The 19,361-nt window shown below is 65.7% G+C and carries 13 protein-coding genes; 6 read left to right on the top strand and 7 right to left on the bottom strand.

The features are described 5' to 3' along the window. Positions 1-204 precede the first annotated feature (204 nt). On the top strand, positions 205-1,920 hold the full coding sequence (locus J2848_RS15310; protein ID WP_149231912.1) for an MFS transporter: 1,716 nt from the start codon (positions 205-207) through the stop codon (positions 1,918-1,920). Between the two features lie 80 nt (positions 1,921-2,000). Here the strand turns inward: J2848_RS15310 and J2848_RS15305 are convergent, their stop codons facing one another. Continuing rightward, positions 2,001-3,182, bottom strand: coding sequence for a calcium-binding protein (locus J2848_RS15305; protein ID WP_149231913.1), 1,182 nt, complete (start codon positions 3,180-3,182; stop codon positions 2,001-2,003). 255 nt (positions 3,183-3,437) lie between these two features. On the opposite strand from J2848_RS15305, the gene J2848_RS15300 reads away from it, so the two are divergent. From J2848_RS15300 to J2848_RS15290, 3 genes are all read left to right on the top strand, one after another. Further along, the gene (locus J2848_RS15300) at positions 3,438-6,941 is read left to right on the top strand and encodes a hybrid sensor histidine kinase/response regulator (protein ID WP_149231914.1); all 3,504 of its coding nucleotides are present in this window, start codon (positions 3,438-3,440) and stop codon (positions 6,939-6,941) included. A gap of 103 nt (positions 6,942-7,044) precedes the next feature. After that, entirely contained in the window at positions 7,045-7,635 is a 591-nt protein-coding gene (locus tag J2848_RS15295) for a helix-turn-helix domain-containing protein (RefSeq protein WP_149231915.1), read from the top strand. Positions 7,636-7,637: 2 nt separating this feature from the next. Next, the gene (locus J2848_RS15290) at positions 7,638-8,462 is read left to right on the top strand and encodes a zinc-ribbon domain-containing protein (RefSeq protein WP_170307055.1); all 825 of its coding nucleotides are present in this window, start codon (positions 7,638-7,640) and stop codon (positions 8,460-8,462) included. 81 nt (positions 8,463-8,543) lie between these two features. Here the strand turns inward: J2848_RS15290 and J2848_RS15285 are convergent, their stop codons facing one another. The 3 genes from J2848_RS15285 to gltA form a co-directional block, all read right to left on the bottom strand. Next, positions 8,544-9,194 (bottom strand): response regulator, encoded by a 651-nt coding sequence (locus J2848_RS15285; RefSeq protein ID WP_149231917.1) that lies wholly within the window; start codon positions 9,192-9,194, stop codon positions 8,544-8,546. A gap of 132 nt (positions 9,195-9,326) precedes the next feature. After that, complete coding sequence (locus J2848_RS15280; protein ID WP_170307057.1) at positions 9,327-10,355, bottom strand: NUDIX hydrolase; 1,029 nt, start codon at positions 10,353-10,355, stop codon at positions 9,327-9,329. 142 nt (positions 10,356-10,497) lie between these two features. Next, on the bottom strand, positions 10,498-11,829 hold the full coding sequence (gene gltA, locus J2848_RS15275) for a citrate synthase (protein WP_149231918.1): 1,332 nt from the start codon (positions 11,827-11,829) through the stop codon (positions 10,498-10,500). A 217-nt stretch (positions 11,830-12,046) separates the two neighbouring features. On the opposite strand from gltA, the gene J2848_RS15270 reads away from it, so the two are divergent. Next, positions 12,047-12,292, top strand: coding sequence for a hypothetical protein (locus J2848_RS15270; protein ID WP_149231919.1), 246 nt, complete (start codon positions 12,047-12,049; stop codon positions 12,290-12,292). 3 nt (positions 12,293-12,295) lie between these two features. Here J2848_RS15270 and J2848_RS15265 read toward each other — a convergent pair whose 3' ends face one another. Beyond that, the gene (locus J2848_RS15265; RefSeq protein WP_149231920.1) at positions 12,296-12,814 is read right to left on the bottom strand and encodes a hypothetical protein; all 519 of its coding nucleotides are present in this window, start codon (positions 12,812-12,814) and stop codon (positions 12,296-12,298) included. Between the two features lie 261 nt (positions 12,815-13,075). Here J2848_RS15265 and J2848_RS15260 point away from each other — a divergent pair, with 261 nt between their 5' ends. Continuing rightward, positions 13,076-14,026, top strand: a complete 951-nt coding sequence (locus J2848_RS15260; protein WP_149231921.1) for a DUF2061 domain-containing protein — start codon at positions 13,076-13,078, stop codon at positions 14,024-14,026. A gap of 5 nt (positions 14,027-14,031) precedes the next feature. Here J2848_RS15260 and J2848_RS15255 read toward each other — a convergent pair whose 3' ends face one another. Both J2848_RS15255 and J2848_RS15250 read right to left on the bottom strand, forming a co-directional pair. Beyond that, on the bottom strand, positions 14,032-17,814 hold the full coding sequence (locus tag J2848_RS15255; protein ID WP_246193909.1) for a response regulator: 3,783 nt from the start codon (positions 17,812-17,814) through the stop codon (positions 14,032-14,034). After that, positions 17,811-19,265, bottom strand: a complete 1,455-nt coding sequence (locus tag J2848_RS15250) for a sigma-54-dependent transcriptional regulator (protein ID WP_149231922.1) — start codon at positions 19,263-19,265, stop codon at positions 17,811-17,813. Before J2848_RS15250 ends, J2848_RS15255 begins: the two co-directional genes overlap by 4 nt. Positions 19,266-19,361: the final 96 nt, after the last annotated feature.

Genomic DNA, 19,361 nt, shown 5'->3' with positions numbered 1-19,361 from the left:
CACCTGTCCGAAAGAGCAGTGTAACCCATTGCCGCCCACCCAGTACCCCCGACCATGGTCGGGGGTGACGCGTACGGTTCGTATACACAACTATCAGTGACATAACCAAGATGCGGGCTCGGTCACCAGATCAGGCGACTGAAATGCGCCGTTCGCCAAAAACCAACCACAGTTATGGCTTATTCACTTGGGAGGGTGAAGACCATGGCCTATGCGGCTTCGACATCGGACGCCGTCCGACCGATGACGGGCGAAGAGAAGAAGGTGATCTTCGCATCCTCGCTCGGGACCGTCTTCGAATGGTATGATTTCTATCTTTACGGATCGCTCAGCGCGGTCATCGCCGCGCAGTTCTTCTCCGGCGTCAACCCGACCGCGGCCTTCATCTTCGCGCTGATGGCGTTTGCCGCCGGCTTCGCGGTCCGGCCCTTCGGTGCCCTGGTCTTCGGCCGTCTCGGCGACATGATCGGCCGCAAATACACCTTCCTGGTCACCATCCTGATCATGGGCCTGTCGACCTTCATCGTCGGCATCCTGCCCAACTATGCCTCCATCGGCATCGCCGCCCCGATCATCCTGATCGGCCTGCGCCTGCTGCAGGGCCTGGCGCTGGGCGGCGAATATGGCGGTGCCGCCACCTATGTCGCCGAACACGCGCCGCACGGCCGCCGCGGCAACTACACCTCCTGGATCCAGACCACCGCGACGCTCGGCCTGTTCCTGTCGCTGCTGGTCATCCTGGGCTGCCGCGTCGCCCTGTCGCCGGAGGATTTCAACGCCTGGGGCTGGCGCATCCCGTTCCTGATCTCCATCGTGCTGCTCGGCATCTCGGTGTGGATCCGGCTGATGCTGAATGAATCGCCCGCCTTCAAGAAGATGAAGGAGGAAGGCAAGCATTCGAAGGCGCCGCTGACCGAGTCCTTCGGCCAGTGGAAGAACCTGAAGATCGTCCTGCTCGCCCTGTTCGGCCTCGTCGCCGGCCAGGCGGTGGTCTGGTACACTGGCCAGTTCTATGCCCTGTTCTTCCTGACGCAGACGCTGAAGGTCGATGCCCAGGCGGCCAACCTGATGATCGCCGCCGCCCTGCTGATCGGCACGCCCTTCTTCGTGATCTTCGGCTCGCTGGCCGACAGGATCGGCCGGAAGCCCATCATCATGGCCGGGCTGCTGCTGGCCTGCCTGACCTATTTCCCGCTGTTCAAGGGCATCACCCACTACGCCAACCCGGCGCTCGAAGAAGCCATCGCGACGGCACCGGTCGTCGTCGTCGCCGATCCGAACGAATGCTCGTTCCAGTTCAACCCGGTCGGCACCAGCCAGTTCACCAGTTCCTGCGACATCGCCAAGAGCGCCCTGGTGAAGCGCGGCATCCCCTACACCAACGAAGCGGCCCCCGCCGGCACCGTATCCTCGATCAAGGTCGGCAGCACGGTCATCCCCAGCTATTCGGCCCTGCCGCAGGCCAACACCACCGTGTCGCTGAGCCACGGCCCGGCCACCGCCGCCACCCCGACCGACGCCAAGGCCGCCGGCGCCGCCTTCGACAAGGGGCTGGGCGACGCGCTGAAGACCGCCAACTACCCGGCCAAGGCCGATCCGGCCCGCGTCGACACGGTGATGGTCATCGCCCTGCTGACGGTGCTGGTCATCTATGTGACGATGGTCTACGGCCCGATCGCCGCGATGCTGGTGGAGATGTTCCCGACCCGCATCCGCTACACCTCGATGTCGCTGCCCTACCACATCGGCAACGGCTGGTTCGGCGGCTTCCTGCCGACCACCTCCTTCGCCATCGTGGCCGCCACCGGCGACATCTATTCCGGCCTCTGGTATCCGATCGTCATCGCCGCGGCGACCCTGGTGATCGGCCTGCTGTTCGTCCGCGAGACCAAGGACGTGGATATCTACCAACACGACTGAGCGCTGCCGACAGTCTGGCAAAGAGAAAGGGCGGAGGGGATGACCCCTCCGCCCTTTTTTGCGGTTCGGACCGCTTGCCGTCAGGCGATCGTTAGCGTCGCGTTCCGATGGGCCGCGTCGTCGACAGCGAAGGCGGCACCGGTGCTGGGGGTCAGCGGTGCCGCACTGCGACCTTCCTCATAACCCTCGGCGACGTAATGGGCGGTCGCCGCCTGGAGATCGCTGCCGAAAGCCGCCTGCAGATCCGGATAGCGCGCCAGATAGGCCTGTGCGTCGAATCCGAGGCTGCGTCCCTCGTTCCGGCCGATAGTGGCGTAGTGAAGGGCCGCCGCGGTCGGATCGTTGCCGAAGGCCGCGATCAGGTCGGGGTTGGCCGCCAGATAGGCCTCCGCATCGAAATCGAACCGCCGGTTCTCGTTGCGGCCGGTCTCGATGTAATGACGGGTGGCGTCGGCCGTGTTGGTGCCGAAAGCCGCGGCCAAGTCGGGATTGTCGGCCAGATAGCCGGCAGCGTTGAAGGTCAGCGTCCGCCCTTCGCTCCAGCCGAAGGACCGGTAATGGTCGAAGGCGGCCTCGCTGTCCGTGCCGTAAGCGGCGGCGAGGTCCGGATTGGCCGCAAGATAGGACAGGCCGTCGAACACCGGGGCCGATGCGCCGGCCACGGTCTGGTCGGTGTACTGGATGAACTCGACGTTGGTCAGCCGGTCATAACCGTTGGCGTCGATCACATAGATTTCGCCATCATATTTCACGGCACCGCTGTCGGCCAACGAGGCGTGGCGCGCCACCGTGTCGCTGCCGTCGCCGCCGTCGATCAGGTTGACGCCGCTGCCGCCGTCCAGCAGATCATCGCCGACCCCGCCCTTGATGGTGTCGTCACCGGCATAGCCGCGCAGCGTGTCATTGCTGTCCGACCCCAGCAGAAGGTCATTGCCCCCCATCAGGGCGGCGCGGATCGCCTCCGGGTCGGTGCCGGTGTTGGCCCAGTTCACCACCGTCGCGATCGGCAGGCTCAAATCTCCCACCGTCACGTCGCCAACGCCGTTGGCTCCGTTGGTGACGCTGCTGATGGTGCCGCCGGTCAAGGTCGTGCCGGTGGGGTCGTAGGTGAAATTGCCCCGGAAATCGGTGAACCGGTTGTCTGGAAAGCTGACGACGATCTGGTTGGGCGTGGCGACGGTGACCGTGCCCCCCTGGATGCCCGTCACGCCGAGCGCGTCGGTGTTGATGCTGGACTGGGAACCAGGGGTAACCGATACCATTCGGACTCTCCTTCACCTTGCATATTCGCCTGAAGGCTTCGCAGCCGTGCAGGAAGAACACTGAAGGGTGGGAAGTGTCCCAGCGGGAGCGTGCGTGCGGTCGGGCGGCCCCCTTTGCCCCGTGCGCCGCCGGCTGCAGCCTTTTGCGTCCTGTCGAAGGTGGGAGCCCACGGCGGACACGGCGGTAGTGCCGGTTTTGTGTTAGGCTGCCGCCCATAGGGAGTGAAAATCAAAAAACGGGATGCGCAAAGCCCCATGGAAAGCTGGTTCATCCTGGCCGCGTCGCTGGCCTATCTGCTGTCGCTGTTCGCCATCGCGTGGTACGGCGACCGGACCGGTCCCCATGGCAGCGACCGGCGCACGCCCTGGCTCTATGCGCTGAGCTTCGGCGTCTATTGCACCTCCTGGACCTTCTACGGCGCAGTCGGTCGGGCGGCGACCGGCGGCTTCTACTTCCTGCCGATCTATATCGGGCCGATCCTGATGATCGGGCTGGGCTGGCCGGTGCTGGCCCGCATCGTCCGGGTGGCGAAGTCGGAAAACGTCGTCTCCATCTCCGACTTCCTGTCGGCGCGCTACGGCAAAAGCCGCGGGCTGGCGGCTCTCGTCACCGTCGCCGCGGTGATCGGACTGTTGCCCTACATCGCCCTGCAATTGAAGGCGATCAGCGTCAGTTTCGAGATTCTGGCCGGGGCCTCGCTGGGCACCGACCTCAGCCAGATGCCGGGCGGGACGGCGCTGATGGCGGCGCTGCTGATGGCGGCCTTCGCCATCCTGTTCGGCGTGCGCAGCGTGTCGGCCAACGAACACCACCGCGGGCTGATGATGGCGATCGCCGCGGAGTCGGTGGTGAAGCTGGCGGCGGCGCTGGGCGTGGGCGGAGCGATCGCCTTTTCCGTCTTCGGAGACCCGGCGACCTTCGTCGAGGCCGCGGTGCGCCATCCGGGCTTTCTGGAGCTGATCCGGCTGGACAACATCGGCACCGACTGGTGGGTGGCCTGCCTGCTGTCGGGGTTGGCGATCCTCTGCCTGCCGCGCCAGTTCCACGTCGCGGTGGTCGAGAACACCCATGGCGGCGACGTGCGGTCGTCGGCGAAGCTGTTCCCGGCCTATCTGGTCGCCATCAACCTGTTCGTCCTGCCGGTGGCGCTGGCCGGGCTGATGCTGTTTCCGGATGGCACCACCAACGCCGACACCTTCATGGTGTCCATCCCCTTGAGCCAGGGCTGGCCCTGGCTGGCGCTCGCCGCCTTCATCGGCGGGCTGTCGGCCGCCACCAGCATGATCCTGGTCGAGATGGTGGCGCTCAGCACCATGATCTGCAACGACGTCGCCGTCCCGCTGCTGATGGTGCTGCGCCCTGAAGACCGGCGGCTGCGCGACGACCCGGCGGGCATCCTGCTGCTGGTGCGGCGGTCGGCGGTGATCGTGCTGGTGCTGCTGTCCTATGGCTGCTACCGGCTGATCGGTCCGGCCTTTCCGCTGGCGACCATCGGCATGATGAGCTTCACCGCGGTGGCGCAGTTCGCCCCTGCGCTGCTTGGTGGCCTGATCTGGAGCCGGGCCAGCCGCAGCGGCGCCTTCGTCGGCATCTGCGCCGGCTTCCTCGGCTGGGCCTACACCATGCTGCTGCCGTCCTTCGCCGATGCGGGATGGCTGGCCTCCAGCGCGTTGCGCGAGGGGCCGTTCGGCCTGACCGGCCTCAGCCCGGTGGCGCTGGCCGGCATCGCCGGCATCGACCCGCTGACCAATGCCGCCCTGTGGAGCCTGGGGCCGAACCTCCTGCTGTTCGTCCTGGTGTCGCTGCTGACCCGGCCGTCGACGCTGGAGCGCCAGCAGGCCGCCCGCTTCATGAGCCTGCGCCGCTCCGCCGACGGCGAGCCGCACGGGCCGCGCGGCGCCACGCTGGCCGACCTGCACGACCTCGCCGTGCGCTATGTCGGGCAGCCGCGCGCCGATGCCGCCTTCCGCCGCTTCACCGGCGTCGCCGATGGCGACCTGCGTACCGCCCTGCTGATGCGCACTGACGGCGAGGCGATCCAGTTGACCGAGCGGCTGCTGGCCGGCGCCGTCGGCTCCGCCTCGGCCCGCGTGGTGGTGGCCGGGCTGCTGTCCGACCGCCGGCTGTCGCGCACCGATGCGCGCTCGATCATCGACGAGGCTTCGCGCGCCATCCTGAAGCAGCACGAGCTTCTGCGCGCCACCGTGGAGAATGTTCCCCAGGGCATCGCCGTGTTCGACGAGGACTGGCGCGTCGCCACCTGGAACAACCAGTTCCTGGTGCTGCTGGACCTGCCGGACGGCTTCGTCCAGGTCGGCACCTCGTTGCAGGACATCGTCGGGCTGATCGCCCGGCGCGGCGAATATGGCCGCAACGGCGAGATCGAAACCCTGCTGGAACGCCGGTCCGACCCGCGCCGCCGCAACAAGCCCGACGTCTACGAGCGGGTGCGCCCCGACGGCACGGTGCTGGAAATCGCCACCAATCCAATGCCCGGTCCAAAGCCGGGGGGCGGCGGTTTCGTCGCCGTCTACACCGACGTCACCGAACGCCACCGCGCCGCCGCCGCCCTGCGAGACGCCAACGAAACGCTGGAACGCCGCATTGAGGAGCGCACCCACGCCCTGTCGGAAGCGAAGGCGGAGGCCGAGCGCGCCAACCGCGGCAAGACCCGCTTCCTGGCGGCGGCCAGCCACGACCTGCTGCAACCGCTGCATGCCGCCCGGCTGTTTCTGTCCGCCCTGTCCGAACGCAACGGCGACAGCGCCATCCGCCAGATCGACGCCTCGCTTCGGTCGGTGGAAACCATCCTGGGCGACCTGCTGGACGTGTCGAAGATCGACAGCGGCGTGGTGAAGCCGAACCCGGTGCCGATGCGGATCGAGGAGCTGCTGAAGCCGCTGGGTGAGGAGTTCACCGTGCTGGCCAGCCGCCACGGGCTGGGGCTGCGGGTGGTCGACTGTTCCGCCACCGTCCGCAGCGACCCGACGCTGCTGCGCCGGATTCTCCAGAACTATCTGGCGAACGCGGTGCGCTACACCCGCACCGGCCGCATCCTGCTGGGCTGCCGCCGGCGGGGCAATTTCCTGTCCATCGAAGTGTGGGACACCGGCCCCGGCATCCCCGAACACAAGGTGCCGGAAATTTTCATGGAGTTCCGCCAGCTCGACAACGACAGCGACGATCGGGGCGACCGGGGTAAAGGCCTCGGCCTCGGCCTCGCCATCGTCGAGCGTCTCGCCGGCATCCTCGGCCACACGGTGCAGGTGCGCTCCAAGGTCGGGCGAGGCAGCGCCTTCTCCGTGCTGGTGCCGCTGACCGACGAGCCGGTCGCCGCCCGCGCCGTGGTGGTCCGCCCGCGCGGCCGGGACCTGCGCGGCGTGCTGGTGCTGTGCCTGGAGAACGAACCCGCCATCGCCCGCGCCACCGAGGATCTGTTGTCCAGCTGGTCCTGCCGCGTCGTCACCGCCGTCGCCCCCGACCTCGCCCTGGCGAAGCTGGAGGGGCGGACGCCCGACGTGATCCTGACCGACTACCACCTCGACCGCAGCCTGACCGGCGTGGAGGCCTTGGCGACCTTGCGTGCGACGCTCGGCAGCGACATCCCCGCCGCCGTGGTCACTGCCGATCGCGACGCCGCCGTGCGCGAAGACATCGAGGCTGCCGGCTGCCGGCTGCTGTACAAGCCGGTGCGTCCGGGCGCGCTGCGGGCATTGCTGGGTCAACTGCTCGCGGAAGGGCAGCGGATGGCGGGCTGAAACCATCCTTCGACCGCACATGTTCCCCAGAAGAACTCGATATTGCATCAAAAATTCCATAGACCTATCTTTTGGATAGATAATCTCTGAAAGAGAGAAGAATATGGATAGTCCAGAATCAGACTTAGATTTCGATCAACTGAAATTGAACATCGGCCGCAGTGTTTCTGCAGCCAGAACCGCTCTAGGCTGGACGCAGCTACAGCTTGCAAGGAAAGTTGGCATAAGCCGATCTCAAGTTGGAAAGATAGAAAGTTTCAACATAACGAATATAAATATTTACTCTCTTCTGGCAATCGCAAGAGAACTTGGAGTTCCTCTCTTTACTATTATTATGGGACCGAATGACTGGAAAAATATATGTGACAACATAATGGGACGAGAAGGAGCATATAGTCTTATTGAGGCATACTCTCATACAAGCAACCCCGACGAAATATTACATCTGGAGAGCATGCTGAAATCAGAAGATAGCGCGCTGAAGTTTGATGGATCTTCAATTTCAGCAAGAATTTCTTCTGAAATTATAGTTAGCGGATTAATCCGCAACTCTGCCGAGGAACAAATTCCGGAAATCATAGGAAGGACCATTAGGGCTGCATCAGCGATTGGATCTGAAATGCTCCCAAATAACCCTGTCATTACGTCAGTAATCGCCAGCATTTTATCGCTAAACGCAACGAAGAGGAATTAAAATTGAGCTACCTCACCCTTCGATCTCCAGACAATGATTTGATTCCACTCTTAAGATCAGCATCTTCTGATGATCTTGGGATATTGGTGGAGTTCATCCTGAACGCAAGCACATCTCAGCTTGAAATTGTTCCGGAATTCAAACTGAATAATCCGCGATATTCAGAGAAGATATATAATGGCGATCACAGGCTATATTGCGATGAAATCAGTGCAGAGATCCAGAAATTTGGAGGGAACACCCTCGCGAACATGCTGCGTGGCGGACAGGGTGTACCCTACGCTGAAATAGTACGCGATGTCGCAGATCACATGGGGGTGAACTACAACAAATCTTCAAGCGTGGAGATCATAGAGGGACAAATTCAGCTTAAAGTTCTGGAAAATGCCTACGAGAAAATGTCCGACTCTGAGAGACGTGAGTTCTTAAAAGAAGTAGGGATAGATACAGTATCTGGCATACCATCTGCATTGCCCGTGATGTTACTGCAATCAGCCATAAAAATTGGTGGATTTGCATCATACAAAATCGCGGTAATCGTGGCGAACGCAATCGCAAGGGCTCTATTGGGAAGAGGGCTTTCCTTTGCTGCGGGAGCAACCCTTACCAGAACCATGAGTGTTCTTGCCGGACCTATCGGCTGGGCCATTACCGCTTTGTGGACGGTTATTGACTTGGCAGGTCCCGCCTACCGAGTCACTGTTCCCACCGTACTGCATATCGCTTACATCAGGCAAAAATCAATTATTGAAAGCTGTCGAAACTGCAATGAAGTCATCCCGAACAGCTCTACTTTCTGCCCCTCCTGTGGAACAAAATTGAAGTAGCTTTACCTTTCTTCCATCCTTCATAGCGTCGTGCGTTTGATATGAAACGCACGACGCTATGGCTTTATGTTTGACGCCCCTTCACTCCACCGGCGGCGGCGGCACGGCCGACAGCGCCAGTTGGCTCGCCAGTACCGCCGCCTGGGTTCGGGTCAGCACGCCCAGCTTGCGGAGGATCGTGGTGACGTGGGCCTTCACCGTCGTCTCGGCGACGTTCATCTCGTAGGCGATCTGCTTGTTCAGCTTGCCTTCGGCGATGCCGGCGAGGACACGGAGCTGCTGTGGCGTCAGGGTGGCGGCACGCTGGGCAGGGTCCGGGGCGTCGGTCTCCGGACCGCCGTTGATCTCCGGCAACCAAAGCTCGCCATCCAGCACGGCATGGATCGCTTCGATGATCTGGGTGTTGGGGGCGGATTTCGGGACGAAGCCGGAGGCGCCATAATCGATGGCGCGCTGGATCGTCACCGGGTCCTCCGAGGCCGACACCACGATCACCGGAATCGCCGGATGTTCGGAGCGCAACATCATCAGCCCGATCAGACCGCTCATGCCGGGCATGTGCAGATCGAGCAGGATGATGTCCGGTGGCTCCCCGGTGTCCAGCAACGGCTTGATCTGTTCGAACCGCGATGCTTCCAAAATCACGGCGCCGGGAATCGCCTGCCCGATGGTCTGGGTCAAGGCGGTGCGCATCAGCGGGTGGTCGTCGGCAATCAGAATGCGGTGCGACATCGACTTTCCGAGAATGGAATTTCCGGATACGGACATTCCGGGTTTAAAACCGTTCCGATAGTATCCCCTTGCAGCCGCCCGTTGACAACTGCGCCCAATGCCGCGCGTCGACGTTTCCGAAGGATTTTCCCCTCATCCGTCCGCGGACGGAATGGCGCCGGCGCTGGTGCGTTCGTGGATGGCCCGACGGCGGAAGCGGTACAACTCGGCGGGCCGGCCGCCGGTCTGGCTTTCATACTGGCCGGTGGGCTCGACGAAGCCGCCGGAGATCATCAGGCGGCGGAAATTCTGCTTGTGCACCCGCTCGCCCGACAGCGCCTCCACCACCAGCTGGAGCTGGTGCAGGGTGAAGGTCGGCGGCAGCAGTTCGAAGACGATCGGGCGGTAGCGCAGCTTGCCGCGCAGCCGCTCCAGCGCCGTCGCCAGGATGCGCCGGCCGTCGCGCGCCATCGGCCGGCCGAGCGCCCGCGGCATCGGCCCGCCGGCCGGCACGGACGGATCGACCCGCGCGGCGAGGTCGCGGTCGCGGAAGGACTCCACCAGCAGCCCGGCCTCGTAAAGCAGTTCGAATCGCTCCAGCACGCGCTCCATGTCCCAATCGGCACCATCCAGGCCGAAGGCCATCTGGGCACGTTCTTCCCGGCGCAGGCGGGTCTCCTCGTCGGGGGCCGAGGCGATCCAGCCGGCGAGCGCCGGGGCGATCACCCCGTCCAGCAGCGGCGGGCGCTGGTCGCGCCAGTCCTCCCACGGGAAATGGTCGTAAAGGTCGCGCCATTCGGCCGAGGCATCACCGCCCAGCGGGCCGTCTCGGACCAGCGCCAGATAACCGACCACGACCGACCGCGGGCCGCCGAACAGCTCGTGCGGATCGCGGTAGCGGTCGCCGAAGGTGTAGAGCTGCTCGACATAGCGCAACGCCAGACCGGACAGCCCCTCCGCCACCGCGCGGACGCCGTCCTGAAGGGTGCGGAAGCGCTCCGGTTCGAAGGGTGCGCCGGGCAGCGCGTCGCGGTGCGGCAACGGCTCGTCGCCGCGCCGGTGGTCTTCCGGCACGGTGAAGCCGCTGCGCACCGTCACGACACGCGGCGTCCCGCCGGTCACCGCGACGATGGCGACCGACAGGCCGAGTTGAAGGGGGTGGGTCACGGGGTGCGCACGCATCCCCCTCTCCCCCCCGGGGAGAGGGTCGGGGTGAGGGGGATGCACCGCATGCCCTCCCGTGAATCCTCACCGCGCTTCCCCCTCGCCCTAACCCTCTCCCCGGGGGGGAGAGGGGATTGAAGGCGGGGATAGGCTGCTGACTTCAACGCTTGTCCAGCGGGACGAAGGGACGGGCGGCGTAGCCGGTGAAGAGCTGACGGGGGCGGCCGATCTTCTGGGCCGGATCCTCGATCATCTCCTTCCACTGGCTGATCCAGCCGACGGTGCGGGCGAGCGCGAACAGCACGGTGAACATGCTGGTCGGGAAGCCCATCGCCTTCAGGATGATGCCCGAATAGAAGTCGACGTTCGGATAGAGCTTCTTCTCGATGAAGTACTCGTCCGACAGGGCGATCTTCTCCAGTTCCATCGCGATGGCCAGATGCGGCTCGTCCCGGATGCCCAGGCGGTCGAGGACCTGGTAGCAGGTCTCGCGCATGATCTTGGCGCGCGGATCGTAGTTCTTGTAGACCCGGTGGCCGAAGCCCATCAGGCGGAAGCTGTCGTTCTTGTCCTTGGCCCGGCGGACGAACTCGGGGATGCGCTCCACCGAGCCGATCTGATCGAGCATCTTCAGCACGGCCTCGTTGGCCCCGCCATGGGCCGGACCCCACAAGGCGGCAATGCCCGACGCGATGCAGGCGAACGGGTTGGCATGCGACGAACCGGCGAGACGGACGGTGGAGGTCGAGGCGTTCTGCTCGTGGTCGGCATGCAGGATGAAGATCTTGTCCATCGCCGCCGACAGGACGGGATCGACCTTCCATTCCTCGCACGGCGTGCCGAACGTCATGTAGAGGAAGTTTTCCGCATACGACAGGTCGTTGCGCGGATACATGAAGGGCTCGCCGACCGTGTATTTGTAGGCCATGGCGGCCATGGTCGGCATCTTGGCGATCAGGCGGTGCGCCGCGATCTTGCGCTGTACCGGATCGAAGATGTCGGTGGAATCGTGATAGAAGGCCGACAGCGCGCCGACGACGCCGCACATGATCGCCATCGGGTGGGCGTCGCGGCGGAAGCCGCTGTAGAACTTGGCCAGCTGCTCGTGCACCATCGTGTGGTAGGTGATGGTGCGCTCGAAATCGGCCTTCTGCTGCGGGTTGGGCAGCTCGCCGTTCAGCAGCAGGTGGCAGACTTCCAGGAAGTCGCAGTTCTCAGCCAGATCGGCGATGGCATACCCGCGGTGCAGCAGGATGCCCTCGTCGCCGTCGATGTAGGTGATGGCCGAATCGCAGGCGGCGGTGGAGGTGAAGCCGGGATCGTAGGTGAAATAGCCGGTTTCGGCATAGAGCTTGCGAATGTCGATCACGTTGGGACCGGTGGACCCGCCGAGCAGCGGCAGCTTCAGAGTCTTGCCGGTGGCGTCATCGGTCAGCGTGACGGTGCCGACCTGGGTCACATCGCCATGCGGCGAGTGCTTGCTCGATTCCATGACCTTTTCACACTCCTTGCTGGCCGGCTGGGCGGCGGCTCGCGGCCTCCGCTGCCGGACCTTGGTGGTTGGCCCGTCGTCAGGCGCGCTTGAAAGCACGCTCTTCGGCGCCCTGGAGCGCCGCGCCGTCTTCTCCCGGTCTCCCTACGACCAGGAAGGATGCGGAACACGCATCCTTCCTGGTCGTTGACTCTCTCAGAAGATAGCAGAGGACATCATGACCGACACGCCTCAAACACGCACCCCCTCCGAAGGAATGCCCAAGCCGAAGAAATCCGGAGTGGACAATCCCGACAACACCCATGACCAGACCCCGGCCGGCGAGCGCTCCCCGCGCGAGGACATGACGAAGACGCCGGGTGACGGCACGCTTCAGGATGCCACCCCGGCCGGGATGTCGTCGAAGGAGCTGCGGGAACGGGCGGAGGACACCGACGGCTCGACCCAGCCCGGTACCGGCTGACGACTATTTCGCCGCCTGCTGCATCACCGTTCCGGCCAGCGGGAGCACCGGCTTGGACGGTACCGGTTTGGATGGGGGCGGGCTGTAATAGTCCCAGATCATGGTGTTGGCATAGAACCAGCCGGCCTTGAACAGCGACAGGCCCGACGCCAGCCCCAGCGCACCACTCGCCGTGCCCGTGGCGTAATAGCTGATGCCCAACAGGGCCGGCAGGTTCACCACTTTATAGGTCATGAACTTCCAGGTGGTGCGCTCCGCGCTTTCCTTCAGCACCTCCGCCGGGGCGTCGCCGGCGTGCATCTGCGGATAGGCGCTGTCCCAGAAATAGTCGGTCAGGACATAGCTGACCGACGAATAGGCGGTCAGCGCCGACGACAGCGCCAGTCCCTGCATCATGTCGCCGGTGGTCATGGAATAGGCCACCGTGTTGGTGAGGAACGTCCCCACCTTGTAGGTCAGCGCCCGCATGGCCGAGCGCTCCAGCGACGCCTCCGTCCCCTGCGGAGCGGGCTCGGCGGCCAAGACGGTCCCCGGAAATGCCAGGACCGATGCAACCGACAGACTCACGGCGACCTTTTGCAACTGAGACGGGAGAGCGAAGGAAGCTGCGCGCACCGGAAGCCCCATGGCCAATATATCACTTTCGCCAATGTCGCAGAGCAGCAGGCGCATGGCAACCGGTTTGCTCGCGCCTTGCGTGTGCGCACGAAAGACTATGCTGTGGTCTGCACCACTTTCGGATGGTAGGTTCGGGCCAACGACGACCGAGCCAGGGAAGACCGCATGCCGCGCCCGTTCTTCATCCCTCTGCCGGCACTGCTTCTAGTCCTCTCGGCCGGTGCCGAGGCTGCCGAACCGATGAGCGGCCATGCCACCCTGGCCGGCAAGCAGGTTCCCCTGCCGGCCGGCGAATGGGTCCTGGCTGGAAGCGACGGGGCCGGACATCAAGGATCGGCACCGTTCCAGACCGCGGTCTTCATGCAGCTGGACGGGCGGCAGGTCCGCGCCTTCGTCATCGCGACGACGAACGCAGAGCCTGGGACCGCCGGATGGGGCCTGACGCGCGACTGCTCACGCCGGGAAGGCGCCTTCGCAGCCATCGACTACGCCTCCGCCATCGATGGGGCCTGCCGCTTCGTCGGGCGGGTCGCCACAGGCACCCGCCCCGGCACCGCGCCGGCCTGGACCGCCGCGGCGGAGATGGCGCGGCAGCAGGGCTGGACGGTGCCCGACCGGTGGCTGATGGCGGGTGTGCGCCTGACCGACCGGCGGGACGTGATCGACGTCCGTTACCATTTCGCCGACGGCACCCCCCAGGCCGCCGTCGCCTGGAGCGCGCAAGCCCTGTCGGCGGTCCAACATGGACTGCACGGCCGGTTGGGTGCGGGCGACGCCCTGTCCATGCCCAATCCCGCGTCGGCCGCCCCGGCCGCAGTGCCACCCCCTGCGGAACCGGTCTCCCCGGCGGCAACCGGCGAGGTCAGTTGGGGCACCAGCCTGATGAAAACGCTCAGCTGGCGGGCGGTCGGCACCGTCGGCGATCTTGCCGTCGCCTACCTGTTCACCGGCGACCCGGTTCTGTCCGGCGGGCTTGCGGCGACCGGTGCGGTGGTCAACAGCGTCCTCTATTTCGGCCATGAACTGGCATGGGGATACTCCAGCGAAGGGCCGCCGATGCTTGAATTCCCCGGTGCCTCCTCGGGCAGCGGTTCGGGCAGCGGCGCGCTGCCCTGACGCGTTCAGCCCACCGGCCGCACGCCGGTGCGCTCGCGCAAGCCCCGCTCCAGCCGGGCCGCCTCGCGCAGCAGCACAGGCAGAAGCCGGGCTGTCTGATCCCGGTCGCCATTGCGGCAGAGGACCTCCATCCTCCAGGCGAGATGCATGACCGCCATGCCGCCGAAGCTGCCGGCAAGGCTGGACAGGTCGTGCGCCTCCTGGGCCAGCGCGCGCAGATCGACGATACCCGCTGGCATGGCATCCGCCATCGCCGACAACCGCTTCAGCCGGTGTGAGACATCCTCCAGGAAGCTGTCGACGATCAGCGCCAGGTTCTCAGGCCCGACCGTCTCCACCAGATCGGTCAGCACCGCCTCGTCCAGCACCTCTCCGCCTTCATCGCCCCCGTCGCCGGCCTCCGCCGTGACGGCTGGGGGTTTCACAGTGCCGATCCAGCGGTCCAGCGCCGACAGCAGGCCGGCCCGGCTGATCGGCTTGGTCAGATAGTCGCTCATGCCCGCGCGCAGGCACAGCTCACGCGTGCCCGGCATGGCATCGGCGGTCAGGGCGATGATCGGAAGGCTGGCCAGCGCACCGCCGCGGGCACGGATCGCCTGGGCGGCCTCCAGCCCGTCCATTCCCGGCATCTGGACATCCATCAGCACCAGATCCATGCCGCCACGGCAGGCCGCCGCCACCGCCTGTTCCCCATCCTCCGCCACCTCGACCGTGTAGCCCAGCCGGCGCAGCAGGGTGGTGGCGAACAGCTGGTTGGTGCGGTTGTCCTCTGCCAGCAGGATGCGGCCGCGGCGCGGCGCTTCCTCCACCCTGGCATCCCGAGACGCCGAAGCCGGCGTGTTAGGAGCCACCGCGGTGAACAACCCTGTGAGGCAGGCGGCCAGCGAACCCTGGCGCAGCGGGCGGTTGAGGGTCGCATGGGCCAATCCAGGCACCGGCCCGCTTTCACTGCGCGCCGCCGGCCCCAGCGTGACGATCAGCACACGCCGCGTCTCCACCAGCGCCGGATCGCCGGCAACCGACGCCAGCAGCGCGTCGCCGCCCATCCCGGGCATGGTCTGGTCGGCCAGCACCACGTCGAAGGGCCGCCCGCCGGCCACCGCGCGGCGCAGCACCTCCAGCGCGTCGGAGCCGTTGTCCACAATGGTCGGTCGGGCTCCCAGGCTGTCGAGCATCGACGCCATCACCCGGCGGTTCACCGCCAGATCATCCACCACCAGCACGCGGCGTCCGGCCAGCGGCGGTTCGGCCGGCTGCTGCGCGCCGTCCGAAAGCTCCTGCGACAGGACCAGCGGCAGGTCGACCTGGAAACGGCTGCCGACGCCTAGGCCGCTTTCCACCGCAATGCTGCCGCCCATCAGTTCCGACAGCTGCCGGCAGATCGCCAACCCCAGACCGGTGCCACCGAACTTGCGGGTGATCGAACCGTCCACCTGCTGGAATTTGTTGAACAGGGTCGGCAGCGCCTCTTCGGGGATGCCGATGCCGGTGTCGGTCACGGTGATGCGCATCACCAAATGGGCGTCCGTGGCGTCCAGCACCTCCAGTTCCACCGCCACGGAGCCCCGGTCGGTGAACTTCACCGCGTTGCCGACCAGATTGACCAGGATCTGCCGGATACGCGTCGGATCGCCCAGCAGCGTCCGGCGCAGCAGCGGATCGATATAGAAGCCGATCTCGATCCCCTTCTCGTGCGCACGCGGGGTCAGCAGTTCCACCACCCCTTCCACCAGATCGGCGGCATCGAAAGGCAGCGTTTCGATGGTAACGCGCCCGGCCTCCAGCTTCGAGATGTCGAGGATGTCGTTGATGATCGTCAGCAGCGCGTTGGACGAGCTGCGGATGGCCTGGGCGAACTGGTGCTGTTCGGGGGTCAGGCGGGTGTCGAACAGCAACTCCGTCATGCCCATGATGCCGTTCATCGGCGTGCGGATCTCGTGGCTCATCGCCGCCAGGAATTCCGACTTCGCCTGGGTGGCCGCCTCGGCACGGGCACGGAGCGCGTCGGCCTCCTCGCGGGCGGCATCCAGCCCTTCGGCCAGCGCGCACATGTCGGCGGCCTGACGCTGCAACTCCGCCTCGAAGCGCTTGCGTTCGGTGATGTCGGTGCGGGTGCAGACCAGCGAACCGTTGCTGGTCCGGTTCTCCGCCACCACGATCCAGCGGCCGTCGGGCAGCTCCCGTTCGAACGGCGGACCGGGGTTGCGGTGCTGGGCCAGCTCGGCCTGGATCCAGGCCTCGTCGCTCGGTCCGTCCGGGTTGCCGGCGAATTCCCCGTTGGCGATGGCAGCGCGCAGGATGTCCTCGAACGGGCGGCCGGGGGTCAGCAGCGGCGCCGTCAGCGGATGGGCCTCGCGGTAGCGCTCGTTGCACAGGATCAGCCGGTCGCCGGCATCGAAATAGGCCAGACCCTCCGGCACCGCTTCGATCGCGTCGTCCAGCGTCTGCTTGGCGAGCCGCAATTCCTCTTCCGCCAATTTTTCGCGCGTGATGTCGGTATGGGCGCCAACCATGCGCACGACCCGGCCCTCGGCATCGCGGATGTGGATGGCGCGGCTGAGAATGTAGACGGTGTGACCCTGCTTGTGGCGGAAGCGCTGCACCGCCTCGAATTTCGGGATCAGCCCGTCATTGTAGGCGCGGACCATTTCCAGTGCCGCGATCCGATCTTCGTCGAAGATCAGGCCGGCCCACATGTCCAGGCTGTTCTCCAGTTCGCCGTCGCCATAGCCGATCTGCTCCTTCCAGGTGGGGGAGAACCAGATCCCGCCACCTTCCAGGTTCCAGTCCCAGATGCCGTCCCGCGTCGCCTGGACGGTCAGGTCGAGAAGCTCACGGTTCGACCGCAGTTCCGCCTCTTCTCGTTTGGATTCGGTGATGTCCTGGACGACGCCGAGCAGGCCGGCCGGCCGGCCGTCGGGCCCGCATTCGGCCACGCCGCGGATGAAAACGTGGCGCAACTCCCCGCTGGTCCGGATGACACGCGCCTCGACCGAAAACCCTTCACCGGTCGCCCGCGCCCGGTCGGCCAGACCGACAAGAAGCGGACGGTCGTCCGGATGGTAGCAGGCGCGCGACTGCTCGACCGTCGGCGGTTCCTGCTGCTGCGGCAGGCCCAGGATGCGATAGACCTCATCGGACCAGCGGCGGGCGCCGGTGGCGAAGTCGATGTACCAGTGGCCGAACTGACCGATCTCCTCGGCAAGGTTCAGCAGGCGCGACCGGTCGCTCAGCTCCGCTTCCGCCTGCTCGCGCCGCGCCACCTCGCGGCGCAGCGTCATCTCGTCCACCACCAGCTGCGCCAGCTGGGTCAGCGTCTCCGCCTCGCGCGCGTCAAAGCCATCCCGAGGGGCATCGTCGAAAACGCACAGCGTCCCCAGCTTATGCCCGTCCACGACCAGCGGGGCTCCGGCATAGAAGCGGATATGGGGCTCCCCGGTGACCATCGGATTGCCGGCAAAACGCGGGTCCTCCGTCGCGTCGGGCACCACCAGCACGCCGTCGCCCAAGATGGCATGGGCGCAGAAGGCGAGGTCGCGGTGGGTCTCCGTCGCCTCCAGCCCGACCCGGCTCTTCAACCACTGACGGTCACGGTCGATCAGCGACACCACCGCGAAGCGGGTTCGGAAGAAATGCTGGGCCAGACGGGTGATGTTGTCGAACCCCGGCTCCGGCGGGGTGTCGAGGATGCAGTAGGACTCCAGAACCGCCTGCCGGCTGCTCTCGTCGGGCGGCCGGGCCGCCGGCACGACACCCGCAGCCACCCCGACGATCACTCCCGCACTCACGCAGCCGTCTCCCCGGCGGAGCGGCTTTCGGCACTTCGCCATTGCTGAAGCTTGCGGTAGATGGTGGAGGGGCTGATCTCCAGCATCAGGGCGGCGCGCGGCACATCATCACCGCTCAGCCGCAACGCCTTCCGGATCATCTCCTTCTCGACCTGCCACAGCGGCTGCACGGCGCCATCCTCGTCCGATGCGTCGACGGACGACGAACCGCAAGTGGCGCAGGGGGCCATGCCGCCATCGGGTCCGCAGAGTGCCGGGCCGCCCATCGGCGGCAGCATGTCCAGAGTGACCTGCGCTCCGTCGTTCAGCACCACGACATTGCGGACGACGTTCTGCAATTGCCGCACATTGCCCGGCCAGTCATGGGCGCGCAGCCGCGCCTCCACCTCCGGCGCGAAGGCCGACAGCGCCTTTCCTTCCTCCCGCGCATAGTCGATCAGGAAGGACCGCGCGATCTCGATCATGTCGTCGCCACGGTCGCGCAGCGGCGGCAGGGCCAGCGGGATGACGTGCAGGCGGTAATAGAGATCCTCGCGGAAGCGGCCGGCCTGCACCTCGGCCAGCGGATCGCGGTTGGTGGCGGCGACGAAGCGCACGTCCACCCGCTCCTCCCGGCCGCTGCCGACGGGGTTTACCGTGCCGGTCTGGACGAAGCGCAGAAGCTTGCTCTGCAGATCGAACGGCATCTCGCAGATCTCGTCCAGGAACAGCGTGCCGCCGTCGGCCAGCAGCGCCGCACCGGGCCGGTCGCCGGTCGCCCCGGTGAAGGCGCCCTTTACATGGCCGAAGATCTCCGACTCCAGCAGATCCTTCGGAATCGCGGCACAGTTCAGCGCGACGAAGGCGCCGTCGCGCCGCGGGCTGGCGCGGTGGATGGCCTGGGCCGCCACCTCCTTGCCGGTCCCGCTTTCGCCGGTGATGAAGACGTTGGCGCGGCTGGCGGCCACGCTTTCGATCGTGCGGTAGACCGCCTGCATCTCGGGTGAGCTGCCGATGAAGCCGTGGAAGCGCCCGCGGTCCAGATCCTTGCGATAGCCCTCCACCATGCGGGCCAGCGTGCGCCGTTCCAGAGCGTTGCGCAGGGTCAGGTTCAGGCGATCGGCGTTGAACGGCTTCACGATGAAGTCGAAGGCACCGAGCTTCATCGCCTCCACCGCCAGATCGATCGAACCGTGTGCAGTGATGATGACCACCGAGACGCTGGCGTCGCGGGCATGCAACGCCCGCAACACCTCCAGCCCATCCATGTCCGGCAGCTTCAGGTCGAGGATCACCGCATCGGGCGCCGCTGCCGCCGCGGCGTCCAGCGCCTCGCCCCCGCGGGTGCAATGCACGACCTCGTGGGCCTCCGCGCGCAGGAACTCGATGTAGAGCCTGGCGAGCGGTACCGTATCCTCGATCAGCAGGATCCGGCGCTTCTTGGAAGGGGATGAGGGGGAGGGAGAGGACAAGGGCGGCACTCGGGCAGTCTGGTCGGGCAGTCTGGTCGGGCGGATGGCAACGACAGAGATACGTCCCAGTGTAACGTGACCAAGGCCTTACCACCA

Source organism: Azospirillum lipoferum (assembly GCF_024170005.1).
Lineage (GTDB): Bacteria > Pseudomonadota > Alphaproteobacteria > Azospirillales > Azospirillaceae > Azospirillum > Azospirillum lipoferum.
The sequence above is the reverse complement of the archived record's forward strand: the minus strand, read 5'-3'. Positions and strand labels throughout refer to the sequence as shown.